Here is a 14,981-nt window from a genome sequence, read left to right on the forward strand (position 1 = left end):
ATACGCCGCTCAGGGCAGCAGCCCCGCCATCTCGAAAAACGCCCGATATGCCGCCGTTTTCTTATCCAAGCTCAAAGGATAGGCGCGGGAGGTGGAGGGCAGGCGGGTGAGGGTTAACTCGCGGCCGCCGAAGGGATAGGCGATGGTTTCGCCGGTTTTCGGCAGTTTCACTTTATCATCGAGCAAACCGAGCAACACTTCCGTTGCCTTGCCGCCGGTGGTGCAGATATGGCGGCAGTCGGGCATCTGCGCCAACACATCCGCCAGCGGCACGGCTTCGACGACCTGCAGGAATTTGTCGGAAGCGTTGTCTTGCCCGCGTATCGCTTTCCACACCGTCGGGCAGGAAGCAATGCCGCGCTCATTTAAAAATGCGGTGATTTTCGCACCGTCAAAGGCTTTTTCAGACGGTTTTTTGAAATAATCCGCATCGTCAAAAAAGATACGTCCGAACACGCGCCACATATCGTTTTGGAAATTCGGATAGTGAAACTGCATGGCGCGTTTGTCGTCTTTGGGCGGAAACGTACCCATCATCATGACCGTGGCGTGCGGCGGCAAGACGGGCGGGAAAGGGTGGGTTTCGATTTCGGGCATGGGCGTGCTTTCTGAAACGGGCAACGGGGGCGGAATGGAAAAACCGCACCCCGTAAAAGGTGCGGCTTGAAGCATCAGCGGCGAGGACCGGCCATGCGGTTGAGGATTTTTTTGCCTTGGATTTGGTGCAGTACGGCCATCAGGATGTGGCCGGCGGCCAGGGCGAAGAGCAGCCAGCCCAGCTTGCCGTGCGCCGCGCCGCCCAATTCGGTCATCCAAGTGATTTTTTCAGCGGCGGCGGGCAGCAGGGTCATGCCGCCGAATTCCAGCGGGCCGCGCGCGTTGCCGTATTGGCGCAGCAGGCCGATAAAGGGTACGGCAAACATCAAAACATACAGTGCGGCGTGGCCGAGGCGTGCGGCCAAATCATTGTGCGGGCGGCGGCTGCGGTTGGCGCAAGCCCATGCCAGGCGCACCCAAAACAGGATAAACAGGAAATAGCCGGTGAGCTTGTGGTAATCCATCAGGCTGTAATATTTGTCGTCGGTGGCAAACAGCGCGGCGATCACGGCCATAAAGGCGAAGCCCAATGCCATCAGCCAGTGCAGCAGGCGGCTGATTGTGCCGTAATATTGCGGGGTATCGTTCATAGTGGTTCTTTCGTGATTGTGAATGAACACAAAAAGCGGCGGCCTTGGCTGCGCTTGGTCTCTTTTTATGTCATCGCATGATATGACCGGCGGCAGCGTGAATGTCTCCGGCGGCGGCAAAAGGCGGGATTATAAACGCGGGCTGCGGGAAAAGGTTTGATTTTTAAAAAATTTGATGTTGCTTTGGGTTTGTTTACACTTTATTTGGGCAGCCGTTTTCAGACGGCCTTTTCTGATTTTGGAAAAGGTCTCGGGCTTGTTTTGTCTTATGGGTACGCATGGATACGCAACCGGAGTGCGTCAGGCCGATGGCGCAGGCTACTCTGCCGCACGGCCTGCCGAAGCCGCAGCCACGAATGCCCTGATTTTGGCGTGGTCTTTGATACCGCCGCTGCTTTCTACGCCGCCGGATACATCCACCGCCGCCGCGCCGCTGGTGTTCACCGCTGCGGCCACGTTTTCGGGGGTCAGCCCGCCCGCCAATACCCACGGCTTGCCTCGGTATTCGCGCAATAAGTGCCAATCAAACTGCAAACCCGTGCCGCCGTATTCCTCGGGGTGGTAGGCATCAAACAATATGGCCCGGGCATGGGGAAAACGCGCCGAGGCCGTCTGAATATCCTCCGCCCCGCGCACGCGCACGGCTTTCAGATACGGGCGGTCAAATTGGCGGCAAAACGCATCGTCTTCATCGCCGTGAAACTGAATCACATCAATGGGCACTTGGCGCAAAATGTCGCGAATGGTGTCCGCCGTTTCGTTGACAAACAAAGCGACTACGCTGACAAACGGCGGCAGCGCAGCCGCCACGGCCTGCGCTTGGGCGATGTTTACGGCGCGTTTGCTTTTGGCGTAAAACACCAGGCCGATGGCATCGGCGCCCGCATCGGCGGCGGCCAGCGCGTCTTCGGGGCGGGTGATACCGCAGATTTTGGTACGGATAGTCATAGTTGCTCCGGGCAGGCCGTCTGAAAACAGGTGTGATGGCGGTATGGCTTATATCACTATATACCTGTGCGGTTTTTTCAGATTTTTCAGACGGCCTTTGATAAGGTTAAGGCCGAACCGCGCTCATTCTTGGTGCGGCCGAACCGCAGACATAGGGCGGCTAGGGTATAAAAAAGATAAGCCTATTATAGGATAAGCACCGGCCGGGCGCAGCAGGATTCTGTGCCGCGCGGCACAATCGGGTATAATTGCCTGCGAATGCCGCTTTACGCGGCCTGTTTAGGAAATGCTATGACCCCTGAAAACCCGAATCCTGTTCCGCCCCGCGCCTCGCTGCGGCAGAACAGTATTTACCTTCTGCCCAATTCGTTTACGATTGCGGCGCTGTTTTCGGCATTTTTCGCCATCACCCAATCCATGCACGGCAAATACGAGGTGGCGGCGATTGCGGTATTTATCTCCATGCTGCTCGACGGTATGGACGGACGCGTGGCGCGTTGGACCAATTCCCAAAGCGCGTTCGGCGAGCAGCTCGACAGCCTGGCCGATATGGTCAGCTTCGGCGTGGCGCCCGCGTTGATTGCCTACAAATGGCAGCTTTGGCAGTTCGGCCAGGTCGGCTATTCGGTGGCCTTTATCTATTGTGCCTGCGCCGCGCTGCGCCTGGCTTTGTTCAATACCTTAATCGGCAAGGTGGACAAACGCTGGTTTATCGGCATCCCCAGCCCGACGGCGGCGGCGCTGATTGTCGGCCTGATTTGGGTCAACCACAGCGTGGAACGCTTCCCGGCGGTGGAATGGTGGGCGCTGGGCGTGACGCTGTTTGCCGGGATTTCCATGATTGTGCAGATTCCGTTTTGGAGCTTCAAGGAAATCAATATCCGCCGCAAAGTGCCGTTTATGGGCATGGTCGGCGCGGTGTTGGTGCTGCTCTTGGTCACTTGGGAGCCGTCGCTGGTACTGTTTCTGTTTTTCTTCGGCTACAGCCTGTCGGGTTATGTGATGGCGTTGCGCCGCTGGCTGAAAAACAAGCGTAAGGCCGTCTGAAAATGTGGCAGCTTGATATTGTCTTGACCATGTTGGCCGTCGGCGCGCTGTCGGGATTGACGGCCGGTTTGTTCGGCGTGGGCGGCGGCCTGGTATTAGTACCCGCCATGTTGTGGATTTTCCAGCTTCAGGGCACGGAAGGCGCTTACGGTCAGCATCTGGCCATCGGCACAACATTTGCCGTGATGGTGTTTACCACGCTCTCCAGCGTTTGGGCGCAGCATAAAAAGCAGGCGGTGGACTGGAAAACGGTGTTGCTGATGGCGCCGGGCATGGTCGGCGGCACGCTGGCCGGATCGCTGGTGTCGAAATACCTGCCGCATGAAGCCCTGCAGCTGTTTTTTATCGTATTTACCGTAGCGATGGCACTGAAAGTGCTGACCGACGCCAAGCCCAAGCCCTCGCGCGGCCTGCCGCAGAAAACCGCCTTAACCGCAGTGGGCGGCGTGTTCGGCATGATTTCGAGCTGGGTCGGCATCGGCGGCGGCTCGCTTTCCGTACCGTTTTTGATGTATTGCAACGTGCCGGTGCATCGCGCCATCGGTACCTCTGCCGGGCTGGCCTGGCCGATTGCGCTCACCGGTGCCATCGGTTATCTACTGTCGGGCATGAAAGTGGAAGACCTGCCCGAAGGCGCGCTGGGCTTCTGGTATCTGCCCGCGGTGGTGGTCTTGAGCATTGCCACGGTCGTGTTCGCACCGCTGGGCGTGAAACTGGCGCACCGGCTGCCGGACAAATATCTGAAAAAAGCCTTCGGCTGCCTGCTGCTGCTGATTGCGCTGCGGATGCTGTGGCGTATGTTTGCGGCCTGACAGGCAGATTTGGGAGCAGATTATTGGAAAAAAAGCCGTCTGAAAATTACGCTTTTTAGACGGCTTTTTCATACTTGGCAAAAGTTTCTGCCTGTCAGCCTATCAAACTCAGCCCGCTTTGAGGGCGGCGGCTTCGCGGGCCAGGCGGGTGATGGTGGCCCAGTCGCGGTTTTGTACGGCTTCTTTCGGGGTCAGCCATGATCCGCCGACGCACAAGACGTTGGGCAGGGCGAGGTAGTCGGGCGCGGTTTGCAGGCTGATGCCGCCGGTGGGGCAGAAGCGTACGTCGGCGTAAGGGCCGTATAAGGCTTTAAGCATGGCTTTGCCGCCGACCACTTCGGCAGGGAAGAGTTTCAGGGTGTCGATGCCGTGCTCCAGAGCCAGCTGCACTTCGCCCGGGGTGGCAACGCCGGGAATCAGGGGAATGCTGCCGTTGTGGCTGGCTTTGGCCAGAGATTCGTGCAGGCCGGGGCTGATGGCGAATACGGCACCCGCGTCTTCTACGGCTTTGAACTGATCGGGGTTGGTGACCGTGCCTGCGCCGACGATGGCGCCGGGCACGGCTTTGGCGATGCGGCGGATGGCTTCGAGGCCGAAGGGGGTACGCAGGGTGATTTCCAGCGTGGGAATGCCGCCTTCAACCAGGGCGTGCGCTAAATCGACGGCGCTGTCCAAATCGTGAATGGCCATAACGGGGATAACGGCGCCGGCGCTTAAAATTTCGCGCGGGGTCAGTTGGGACATATCTGTCTCCTTTTGAAATGTGGTTTTTTCAGACGGCCAAACAGGGTGGAGGCCGTCTGAAAACAGGGGGTATGAATGCTTCGCAAGCGGTGCGGGCGTTTATCAGGCAAATTCGCCGCCGAAACTCATGGCGCCGGTTTCCGCGCTGCTGGCTAAGGCGCGGAAGTTGGCGAAGAGTTCGCGGCCGCAGCCCTGGCCATTGGCGCTCAAGTCGGCGGTTTCGGCTGTGCGTGCGTTCCATTCGGCTTCGTTCACCAAGACATCCAGTGTGCCGCTGACCGAATCGAAGCGGACGAGGTCGCCGGTGCGGATTTTGGCGATGTTGCCGCCCATCAGGGCTTCGGGCGTGATGTGGATGGCGGCGGGGACTTTGCCTGATGCGCCGGACATACGGCCGTCGGTCAGCAGGGCGACTTTGAAGCCGCGGTCTTGCAGGATGCCCAAAGGCGGCGTGAGTTTGTGCAGCTCGGGCATGCCGTTGGCGCGCGGGCCCTGGTAGCGGACGACGCAGACAAAATCGCGTTCCAATTCGCCGCGTTCGAACGCTTCCAATACTTCGCGTTGGTCGTTGAACACGATGGCGGGGGCTTCGATGATACGGCAGCCTTCGCGCACGGCGGATACTTTAATCACGCCGCGGCCGATGTTGCCCTTCATCAGGCGCAGGCCGCCGTCGGGGGAGAAGGGGTTGTCGGCTTTACGCAGGATGTCTTCGTTGCCGCTTTCAGACGGCACGTCGCGCCATTCGAGCTTGCCGTCAATCAGGAACGGTTCGCGGGTATAGTGGCGCATACCGTGGCCGACGACGGTATCGACGTCGTCGTGCAGCAAGCCTGCGTCCAGCAGCTCGCGGATGACAAACGGCAGGCCGCCGGCTGCGGCGAAGTGGTTGACGTCGGCTTTGCCGTTCGGATAAACGCGAATCAGCAGCGGGATAATCGATGAGATTTCATCGAAGTCGTCCCAGTTGAGAATCACGCCGGCGGCGCGTGCCATGGCGACCAGGTGCATGGTGTGGTTGGTGGAGCCGCCGGTGGCCATCAGGCCGATTAGGGCGTTGATAAAGGATTTTTCAGTCAGCATTTCGCCCAGCGGTTTGGCACTGCCGTTGCGGATGCTTTGCGCCAGATGGGCAGCGCCGTAGCGGGTCAGGGCTTCGCGCATTTCGGTATAGGGGTGGACGAAGGCGGCGGCGGGCAGGTGTACGCCCATCATTTCCATCATCATTTGGTTGGAGTTGGCCGTGCCGTAGAAAGTGCAGGTGCCCGGGCTGTGGTATGAACCCATTTCGCTTTCCAGCAGGGCTTCGCGGCCGACTTTGCCTTCTGCGAATAATTGGCGGGTGCGTGCTTTTTCTTTATTGCCGATGCCGCTGGCCATCGGGCCTGCGGGCAGGAAAATGCCGGGAATGTGGCCGAACGACAGGGCGCCAATCATCAGGCCGGGTACGATTTTGTCGCATACGCCCATGTAGAGGCCGCCGTCAAACATTTGGTGTGACATGGCGACGGCGGTGCTCATGGCAATCACGTCGCGGGAAAACAGAGACAGCTCCATGCCGGCATAGCCCTGGGTAATGCCGTCGCACATGGCGGGCGCGCCGCCGGCCACTTGTGCAGTAGCGCCGTGTTTGTGCGCTTCGTCTTTAATCCAATCGGGGAAATCTTTAAACGGTTGGTGGGCGGAAACCATGTCGTTGTAGGTGGTGACGATGCCCAAATTCGGTACGGTTTCCTGCAGCATTTCGATTTTGATGGTTTTGGGCATGGAAGCATAGCCGTGCGCCAAGTTGCTGCAGCCCAGCTGATTGCGCTCCAAGCGGCCGTTTTGCTTGGCAGCGCGGATTTTGGCCAGGTATTTTTCCCGGGTCGGGCGGCTGCGCTCGATGATGCGCTGGGTGATTTCGGCTAATTTCGGGTGGAGTGTGATGCTCATGTTCGCTGGCCTTTCGGGTAGTGGCAGACGGTGCGGCGACAAGCGGCAGGCCGTCTGAAAATATCGTCGTTTATGGGGAATGGAGCACAGTGTCGCGCTTTGGAGCACTGCTTGCTGGCATTCCGGCTTCCGCCCGGCTGTGCGTCGATTTCGAGCGGTATCTGATGAGGCATTGCAGACTTTATCATACCATTATTGTAGTTTTGTTACAAAGGAAATCTCGATAAATTTCAAACCTGATAAACGGGTTACGCGAAGGGCATATCGGGTGTGGGAAATAAGCGGGAAAACTTTAAACCAAGTCAAAGAAAATCTGCAAAACGGGATAGACAAACCGTGTAGCCCTGTGTAGTATTACTACTCATTTAAGGCTGCTCCGAAACGAATGCGCCCTAGGGCGGCAATCGGCCTGTTTTCAGTAAGAAGCAGATGATTTCATTCGGTTTTGTTCGGCCGGCGGGCGGCGCTGCCATGCGGCGGAAGCTGTTTTCAATGAAAGACAAAAGAGACAAAAGATGAGTACCCAAACAAATTTCGACATGGTGTTGTTCGGCGCTACCGGCGATTTGGCGATGCGTAAGCTGCTGCCCTGTCTGTATCAGGCGCACGTGGCGGGTCTGCTCCATCCGGAAGGCCGCATTTTGGGCGTCAGCCGCAGCGAGCTTGACCGCGCGGGCTTTTTGGAAAAGGTGGAAAGCAGCGCCAAAATCCATGTGAAGCAGCATTTTTCAGACGGCCAATGGGCATCTTTTATCCGTCGCCTTGATTATCTGACTGTGGACGTGACCCGCGCGGAAGACTTTACCGCGCTGGGCGAGATGGTGAAAGCGCGCCAGCAGACGGAAAACATTGTGGTTTACCTGTCTACCGCGCCGAAATTCTTTGCCCAAGCCTGCGCCAACCTGGCCGCCGTCGGCCTGAATGCCGACAATGTTCGCGTGGTGCTGGAGAAGCCGCTGGGTACGGATTTGCAGTCTTCTCGCGAAATCAATACCGATGTCGCCCGCTATTTTAAAGAAGAGCAGATTTACCGCATCGACCATTATCTGGGCAAAGAGAGCCTGCAAAACCTGCTGGCGCTGCGTTTTGCCAACGTGATGTTCGAGCCGTTGTGGAACAATCAATATATTGAAAGCGTGCAGCTTACCATTGCCGAGCAGCTGGGCGTGGAAGAGCGCGGCGAGTTTTACGATATTACCGGCGCCCTGCGCGATATGGTGCAAAACCATCTGATGCAGATGCTGTGTATGACCGCCATGGAAAAACCGGCCAGCTTGGATGCCGACGATGTGCGCGACGAAAAAGTCAAAGTCATCAAAGCCCTGAAGCCGCTGACGGCAGAGTCTGTTAACGAGCTGGTGGTGCGCGGCCAATACACCGCCGATAAAGGCATGAACGGCTATCTGCAGGAAAAAGACGTACCCGCCGGCAGCTTTACCGAAACGTATGTCGCCATCAAAGCCGAAATCGACAACGCGCGTTGGGCGGGCGTACCGTTTTATCTGCGTACCGGCAAGCGCATGGCCGGCAAGGTGGCGGAAATTGTGTTGAACTTCCGCAAACTGGACACGCTGATTTTTGACGGCAGCCAAGCCGCGCCCAACCGCCTGGTGATTGAATTGCAGCCGGAAGAGTCGGTGCGCCTTTATACCCAAGTGAAAACGCCGGGCGCAGGCAACCGCGTCGAGCTGACCGCATTGAGCGTGAATATGGGCAAGGAAATCGCCGGCCGCCGCCAAGAAGCCTACGAGCGCCTGCTGCTGGATGTGATTAACGGCAAGTTGGCGCTGTTTAACCGCCGCGACGAATTGGAAGCGGCTTGGGAATATGTGATGCCGATTTTGGACAACTGGGCGACATCCACCCAAGCGCCGCACGGCTACGCCGCCCACTCATGGGGCCCTGAAGCCGCCCGCGAGCTGTTGGCGCGCGACGGCCACCGCTGGCATGAAGAGCAGCAGGCGCAAACCGAAGCATAATGATTAGGCAAACAATGGATTTTCAGACGGCATCCGGTTGAAGAATAATTTTTGCTATGGCGCTGCTTCGCCTTGTATCAGAATTTACGCTCTGACTATACCCAGCAAGGCCGTCTGAAAAAAGAAAGGAATATCATGTTTACTTGGCACGAATACCCGAATGCCGCCGCTGCGGCGCAAGCCCTGGCCGACGATGTGGCCGCCGTATTGCGTAAAGCGCTGGCGGAAAAGGGTAGCGCGGTGCTGGCCGTATCGGGCGGCCGCTCGCCGATTGCTTTTTTTGAAGCCTTGTCCCGACAGGATTTGGATTGGCACAAGGTGGGTATTACTTTGGTGGACGAGCGCATCGTGCCGACCGGCCATGCCGACAGCAATACCGGCCTGGTGCGCGAATATCTGCTGCAAAACCGCGCCGCCGCCGCCGAGTGGATTCCGATGGTGGAAGACGGTAAATCTGAAATCGAATTACAGCCCGAAGCCGCGCTGGCCTATGCGCTGAAACATTACAAGCAGCCGGACGCGCTGGTGTTGGGCATGGGCGGCGACGGGCATACCGCTTCGCTGTTTCCGCAGGCGCCGCAGCTGGAAGCCGCGCTGGATGTGGAAAACGCGCCCGCTTTGGTGCATACCACGCCGGTGACTGCGCCGCACGAGCGCATCAGCATGAGCTTGGGCGCGCTGCTGAATACCCCGGCCGTTTACCTGGCCATTCAGGGTGCGGAGAAAAAAGCCGTATTCGAGGCCGCCGCCGCACAAGCCTCGCGCACTTACCCCGTCAGCCTGATTTTGAATCACGAAGGAGCTAACTGCCATGTCTTCTATGCAAACTGAAAACGCCTGCCAAGATGTATGGCCGCGCCTGATTGCCGACATCGGCGGTACGAACGCCCGCTTCGCACTCGAAGTCGCGCCGCAGCAGATTGAGCAGGCCGAAGTGCTGCCGTGTAACGATTACGACACTATTGTCGATGCCATCCGCGAATATCTGAAGCGGGTCGGCAATCCGAAAATCGCCCACGCGGGCATTGCCATCGCCAATCCGATTATGGGCGACTGGGTGCAGATGACCAACCACCATTGGGCGTTTTCCATCGAAACCACGCGCCAGTCGCTGGGTTTTGACACGCTGATTTTTTTGAACGACTTTACCGCGCAGGCATTGGCGATTACCCGCACCGCGCCCGAAGATTTGGTGAAAATCGGCGGCCAGGAGCCGAAAGAGCATTCGCCGAAAGCGGTTATCGGCCCGGGCACGGGCTTGGGCGTAAGTGGCCTGATTCCGAGCAATTCGGGCTGGGTGCCGCTGGCAGGCGAGGGCGGCCACGTCAGCTTTCCGCCGTTTGACGATGCCGAAGTGATGATTTGGCAGTATGCCAAGAAAAAATACGGCCATGTGTCTGCCGAGCGTTTTTTAAGCGGTGCCGGTTTGACCTTGATTTACGAAGCGCTGGCGGTAAAAGAGGGTTTGAAACCGAAAAAGCTGACGCCGGCGGAAATCAGCGAAAGCGCCTTGAGCGGCTCGTCGCCCTTATGCCGTCTGACTTTGGACATTTTCTGCGCCATGCTGGGCACGGTAGCTTCCAATCTGGCATTGACTTTGGGTGCCAGCGGCGGCGTTTATCTCTGCGGCGGCATCATTCCGCGCTTTATCGACTATTTCAAGCAATCGCCGTTCCGCAACCGCTTTGAAAACAAAGGACGCTTCGATGCGTATCTGGCGGCCATTCCGGTGTATGTCGTCTTGAGCAAATTCCCGGGGTTGACCGGCGCGGCTGTGGCCTTAAACAACCATCTGCAGCACACCTGCAACCATGTCAACGCCTTGGGCGGCGCGGGGAAATAAAACGGAGCAGTATTCCTGAAACGGCAGTATGGCAGAATACTGCCGTGAATCTATTGAATTGAGGGAAGAGAGAAATGTTAAGCAAAATCAGTGAGTCATTATCCAGTTTGTCCGGCGCGGAGCGCAAAGTGGCGGAAGCGGCTTTGGCCGAGCCGAAATGGTTTGTGCACGCCGCCGTAGCGGAAATTGCCGAGCGGGCATCCGTGAGCCAGCCGACCGTGATCCGTTTCTGCCGCAGCCTGGGCTATAAAGGCCTGCCGGAATTCAAGCTGGCGCTTTCCGCCAGCATCGGCCACGAAGGGATGCCGTATGTGCATGAAGAATTGAATGCCGACGACGATATGGGCAGCGTGGTGGAGAAAGTATTGGGTAATGCCGCCGCTTCCCTGCTGGGCGAACGCCGTTTTTTAAAAGAAGCCGAGTTGGAAAACGCCATCGCCACCTTGATGCACGCCCGCCGCATCGAATTTTACGGCGTCGGCAATTCGGGCATTGTGGCGCAGGACGCGCAGCATAAGTTTTTCCGCTTCGGCATGTCCACCGTAGCCTATGTCGATCCGCACACGCAGCTGATGGCGGCTTCGGTATTGAGCGATAAAGATGTGCTCGTAGCGATTTCCAATACCGGCTCGTCCATCGAATTGTTGGACGCAGCCAGCATCGCCAAAGAAAACGGCGCGGCGGTAATTGCGGTCACGCGCGCCGAATCGCCGCTGGCGCAGCTGGCCGATTGCGTGCTGAGCGTCGCCACGCAGGAAAACGCCGAGCTTTATACCCCCATGGTGTCGCGCCTGCTGCAACTGGCGGTCATCGATATTCTGGCTATCGGCCTGGCGCTGCGCTTGGGCGACGAGGCCAGCCTGCAACTGCAAAAAAGCAAACGAAGCATCCACAGCAAACACCTCGGATACCACAAGGATTGAGCATCATGAAACACCTTCACGACTTACCAAGCTGGTCGAAATTGTGGCAGCATTTCGATCAAACCAAAAGCGACCATATGCGCCAACTGTTCGAGCAAGACCCACAGCGTGCCGAACGCTATTGGCTGCAGGTCGGCGGCCTGACGCTGGATTATTCCAAAAACCGCATTACCGATGAAACCCTGTCGCTGCTGCTGGACTTGGCCAAGGAAGCCGGCGTGCCCGAGCGGATGCAGCAGATGTTTCACGGCGAAAAAATCAATACCACGGAAAACCGCGCCGTATTGCACATCGCCTTGCGTAACCGCACCAACTCGCCGATAGAAGTAGACGGCGAAGACGTGATGCCGAAAGTCAACCGCGTGCTGCACCGCATGGGCGAGTTTTCCCACGAAGTACGCAGCGGCAGCTGGCTGGGCTATACCAACCAAGTGATTACCGACGTCGTCAACATCGGCATCGGCGGCTCCGATTTGGGCCCGCTGATGATGTGTACCGCGCTGAAACCCTTCGGCCACCCCCGTCTGAAAATGCACTTCGTTTCCAATGTGGACGGCTCGCAGCTGCGCGACGTATTAACCAAAGTCCACCCCGAAACGACTTTGTTCATCATCGCCTCCAAAACCTTTACCACTCAGGAAACCCTGACCAACGCCCTGACCGCGCGCGAATGGTTTTTGAAACACGCAGGCGACGAAAGCGCCGTAGCCAAACACTTCGTTGCCGTATCCACCAACAAACAGGCCGTTGCCGAATTCGGTATCGATACCGCCAATATGTTTGAATTTTGGGATTGGGTCGGCGGCCGTTACAGCCTGTGGTCGGCCATCGGCCTGCCGATTATGCTCTACTTGGGCGAAGAAAACTTTATCGAAATGCTCAACGGCGCGCACTTGATGGACCAACATTTCATCAATACACCGCTCGAGCGCAATATGCCGGTGATTTTGGCCTTAATCGGCATCTGGTACATCAATTACTACGGCGGCGGCAGCCATGTTATCGCCCCGTATGACCAGCATCTGCACCGCCTGCCCAAGTTTATCCAACAGCTGGATATGGAAAGCAACGGCAAGCAGGTGACCCTCGACGGCAAACCGGTCGAGCACGAAACTTCGCCGATTATCTGGGGCGAAACCGGCATCAACGGCCAGCACGCCTTTTTCCAACTGCTGCATCAAGGCACCCACATCACACCGATTGACCTGATAGCCTCTCTGGAAAAACGCAGCAACCTCAAAGGCCACCACGAAATCCTGCTGGCCAACGTATTTGCCCAAGCAGAAGCCTTTATGCGCGGCAAAACCCCCGAAGAAGCACGCGCCGAACTGCAAGCACAGGGCTTGGACGAAGAGCGCATCGAAGCCTTAGTGCCGCATAAAACCTTCTCAGGCAACCGCCCGACCAATCTGATTCTGATGGACAGAGTCAACCCGCGCAACATGGGCAGCCTGATTGCCATGTACGAGCATAAAACCTTTATCCAAGGCATCATCTGGGGCATCAACAGCTTCGACCAATGGGGCGTAGAGCTGGGCAAACAACTGGCCAAAACCATCCTGGCCGAACTGACCGGCGAAATCGCCCCGCAGCCGCACGACAGCTCGACCACACGTTTGATTAATACGTATTTGAACGCGAATAAATAAGCGTTTGGCAGCAAAAAGCCGTCTGAATTTTCAGACGGCTTTTTTAGTCTTACTGTGCTTCGATCTGTTTTTTCTCTGCTTCGGCAATGCGGTTGCCCCGTAAGTGGCAACTGTGCCCAAGCTGCTGTTTTGCTGCTTCTGAGGGCGTAGCTTTGCAGGGGTTGGGTAATAAACAGGGCGAACAGGCTTTTGATGAGAATTTAACCGTAATTATCTGTTGAAGTGGTGGGCAACGAGTTGCCCACCCTACGCTTGCTCTTGTTTGATGCGGTCTTGTTCGCTTTCGATATTCAGACGGCCTTGTATGTTGGTGTCGATGCGGTTGGCGGTGGCGTGGCTTTGCAGGGCTTGGGTAAGAAACAAGGCAAGCAGGCTTTTGATGAGAAAAGTCATTTAAACGCAATTATCTGTTGAAGTGGTGGGCAACGAGTTGCCCCCCCCCCTACGCTTGCTTGGGTCAAATAGGGTGAAGCCAGCGATGTACCACCCGCACCAAGTGTGCCGCTAACATTTCCTGTCAGCAACCCGCCTGTGCCGGCATGCAGCAGGCTGCTGTTTTGGCTGTTGCTGTCCGAACCGTAGCCCATGGTGCGGGCTGCGCTGTGGGTGACTTTGCCGTCTTTATCGACGGTTTTACCGTCCCAGCCGCCGTATGCTGCTAACTGTAATTATCTGTCGAAGCGGTGGGCAACGAGTTGCCCACCCTACGCTTGCTTGTTGGATTATATAAATCTGTCAGTTTTCCGATTTCTTTATTTTCGATTGACTTTCATATTTTTTATAAATCTCATTAACAGCTTTCACAGATAATGGTGCCCCACATTTTGAGCAATAATTAATAAAAAATGGCGAAATCCCTTTAGATACGAATAATGAGTTTTCAGTCATTCCTGTTATTTTTCCATTTAAATCTTGGAATTGATGGCAATGAGGGCAAATTCCACCATAGATAGTTAATATAATCATTATAGGTATGCCTAATAGCATAAAAAATAAAAAGAAATAGAATATTATCTCGTTATCAAACGAATTTATTCCAGTAATTATTTTTATTAATATTAAAATTAATAGAAACAGCCCCATAAAATAAAATATTACTTTAGGTATAAAGAGTTTTTTTTGAACTGATTCCGCATATTTAATATCATTTCCTTTGTTATTTTCACAAAAAATATATTTATTTTTTGATTTCATAAATTTTTGTTCTTCCATTTAAAATATCCCATTTTAGAAAACCTCCAATACCTACTTGAGTTTTTAGAGAGGCTTTCGCTCGTGCACCTTTATATATCGAGGAATTAGAACTATCAGAATATTGTCTGCCCCCATATAAGCTAGCAGAACCATCCAACATACCGGCCTTTACACCCATTTCTAATTTTGTTCCTAATGTATAGTTTTTGTCGTCTATATAATTCCCTATTTTTTTCTCCATCAGAGTATGTTCTAATGAAGTAGATATATTTGAAGTGTCATCAAGGCCAAATCGAGTATTTCCCTTGCTTAGATATAAACTAGCACCTAATCCCAAGCCAACTCCTCCTTCTCCTTGGATTGCAGCTCCTCTATTACCGATACTAAAACTCACATTTCCATTAACCTGCGCGCCCAGGCCAACCATTCCTCCTACCTCACCCGAGAGTTGTACCCCGGTCGGATAGCGATAATCTCTTCGCCCTTGATAGCCAGTCATATCAATTTGCTCTTTTAAGCCTATACATTCGGGAGTGTTCAGACCCTTATCACAAGCTGCATACAGCTCTCTTTGATTTTCAATAGATTTCTTATCCCATTTTTCTTCTATCTCCAATTCACATCTGATATTTCCTCCACATGCCTTCAATTCTGCATTTTTTACAGCGCGCTGACCGATTTTCAAGTGTGCATTATTCTCCACCGCATTCTGCGCCGCTT

Annotated in this window: 15 protein-coding genes; 7 read left to right on the forward strand and 8 right to left on the reverse strand. The window is 55.4% G+C overall.

Going from position 1 to position 14,981, the window contains the following annotated elements; translation table 11 throughout:
* Window positions 1–9 precede the first annotated feature (9 nt).
* The 3 genes from BDE01S_RS02970 to BDE01S_RS02980 all read right to left on the reverse strand — a co-directional run bounded on the left by BDE01S_RS02970 (window position 10) and on the right by BDE01S_RS02980 (window position 2,135).
* Window positions 10–597, reverse strand: coding sequence for a DNA glycosylase (locus tag BDE01S_RS02970; RefSeq protein ID WP_066077229.1), 588 nt, complete (start codon window positions 595–597; stop codon window positions 10–12).
* A gap of 74 nt (window positions 598–671) precedes the next feature.
* Window positions 672–1,187: a cytochrome b gene (locus BDE01S_RS02975; protein WP_082790404.1), complete on the reverse strand. Its 516-nt coding sequence runs from the start codon at window positions 1,185–1,187 to the stop codon at window positions 672–674.
* Window positions 1,188–1,505: 318 nt separating this feature from the next.
* The gene (locus tag BDE01S_RS02980; protein WP_066077232.1) at window positions 1,506–2,135 is read right to left on the reverse strand and encodes a phosphoribosylanthranilate isomerase; all 630 of its coding nucleotides are present in this window, start codon (window positions 2,133–2,135) and stop codon (window positions 1,506–1,508) included.
* A gap of 291 nt (window positions 2,136–2,426) precedes the next feature.
* On the opposite strand from BDE01S_RS02980, the gene pssA reads away from it, so the two are divergent.
* Together pssA and BDE01S_RS02990 are read left to right on the forward strand one after the other, a co-directional pair.
* Window positions 2,427–3,182 carry a CDP-diacylglycerol--serine O-phosphatidyltransferase gene (gene pssA, locus BDE01S_RS02985; protein ID WP_066077238.1) on the forward strand — a complete coding sequence of 252 codons (756 nt, stop codon included), beginning with the start codon at window positions 2,427–2,429 and terminating at the stop codon, window positions 3,180–3,182.
* Between the two features lie 2 nt (window positions 3,183–3,184).
* Entirely contained in the window at window positions 3,185–3,994 is an 810-nt protein-coding gene (locus BDE01S_RS02990) for a sulfite exporter TauE/SafE family protein (RefSeq protein ID WP_066077241.1), read from the forward strand.
* Window positions 3,995–4,102: 108 nt separating this feature from the next.
* On the opposite strand, the gene BDE01S_RS02995 is transcribed toward BDE01S_RS02990, so the two are convergent.
* Both BDE01S_RS02995 and edd read right to left on the reverse strand, forming a co-directional pair.
* Window positions 4,103–4,738 (reverse strand): bifunctional 4-hydroxy-2-oxoglutarate aldolase/2-dehydro-3-deoxy-phosphogluconate aldolase, encoded by a 636-nt coding sequence (locus tag BDE01S_RS02995; protein WP_066077244.1) that lies wholly within the window; start codon window positions 4,736–4,738, stop codon window positions 4,103–4,105.
* A gap of 102 nt (window positions 4,739–4,840) precedes the next feature.
* A complete protein-coding gene (gene edd / locus BDE01S_RS03000) occupies window positions 4,841–6,673 on the reverse strand; it encodes a phosphogluconate dehydratase (RefSeq protein ID WP_066077247.1) in 1,833 nt (610 codons plus the stop codon).
* Window positions 6,674–7,188: 515 nt separating this feature from the next.
* Here edd and zwf point away from each other — a divergent pair.
* The 5 genes from zwf to pgi all read left to right on the forward strand — a co-directional run bounded on the left by zwf (window position 7,189) and on the right by pgi (window position 13,067).
* Window positions 7,189–8,652 carry a glucose-6-phosphate dehydrogenase gene (gene zwf, locus BDE01S_RS03005; RefSeq protein WP_066077250.1) on the forward strand — a complete coding sequence of 488 codons (1,464 nt, stop codon included), beginning with the start codon at window positions 7,189–7,191 and terminating at the stop codon, window positions 8,650–8,652.
* Between the two features lie 135 nt (window positions 8,653–8,787).
* Entirely contained in the window at window positions 8,788–9,483 is a 696-nt protein-coding gene (pgl, locus tag BDE01S_RS03010; protein WP_066077253.1) for a 6-phosphogluconolactonase, read from the forward strand.
* On the forward strand, window positions 9,464–10,495 hold the full coding sequence (locus tag BDE01S_RS03015) for a glucokinase (protein WP_066077256.1): 1,032 nt from the start codon (window positions 9,464–9,466) through the stop codon (window positions 10,493–10,495). The genes pgl and BDE01S_RS03015 overlap by 20 nt, the downstream gene beginning before the upstream one ends.
* A gap of 74 nt (window positions 10,496–10,569) precedes the next feature.
* Window positions 10,570–11,418 (forward strand): SIS domain-containing protein, encoded by an 849-nt coding sequence (locus tag BDE01S_RS03020; protein WP_066077259.1) that lies wholly within the window; start codon window positions 10,570–10,572, stop codon window positions 11,416–11,418.
* 5 nt (window positions 11,419–11,423) lie between these two features.
* Window positions 11,424–13,067, forward strand: a complete 1,644-nt coding sequence (pgi, locus tag BDE01S_RS03025) for a glucose-6-phosphate isomerase (protein ID WP_066077263.1) — start codon at window positions 11,424–11,426, stop codon at window positions 13,065–13,067.
* 246 nt (window positions 13,068–13,313) lie between these two features.
* Here the strand turns inward: pgi and BDE01S_RS11240 are convergent, their stop codons facing one another.
* The 3 genes from BDE01S_RS11240 to BDE01S_RS11415 form a co-directional block, all read right to left on the reverse strand.
* Window positions 13,314–13,460 (reverse strand): hypothetical protein, encoded by a 147-nt coding sequence (locus tag BDE01S_RS11240; protein WP_156472593.1) that lies wholly within the window; start codon window positions 13,458–13,460, stop codon window positions 13,314–13,316.
* A 342-nt stretch (window positions 13,461–13,802) separates the two neighbouring features.
* Entirely contained in the window at window positions 13,803–14,279 is a 477-nt protein-coding gene (locus BDE01S_RS11245; protein WP_147283870.1) for a hypothetical protein, read from the reverse strand.
* The coding region (locus BDE01S_RS11415) for a hypothetical protein (protein WP_218015848.1) at window positions 14,245–14,981 on the reverse strand (737 nt) is incomplete at its 5' end. The genes BDE01S_RS11245 and BDE01S_RS11415, both read right to left, overlap by 35 nt.

This window comes from Bergeriella denitrificans NBRC 102155, assembly GCF_001592185.1.
GTDB classification, from domain to species: Bacteria; Pseudomonadota; Gammaproteobacteria; order Burkholderiales; family Neisseriaceae; genus Neisseria; species Neisseria denitrificans.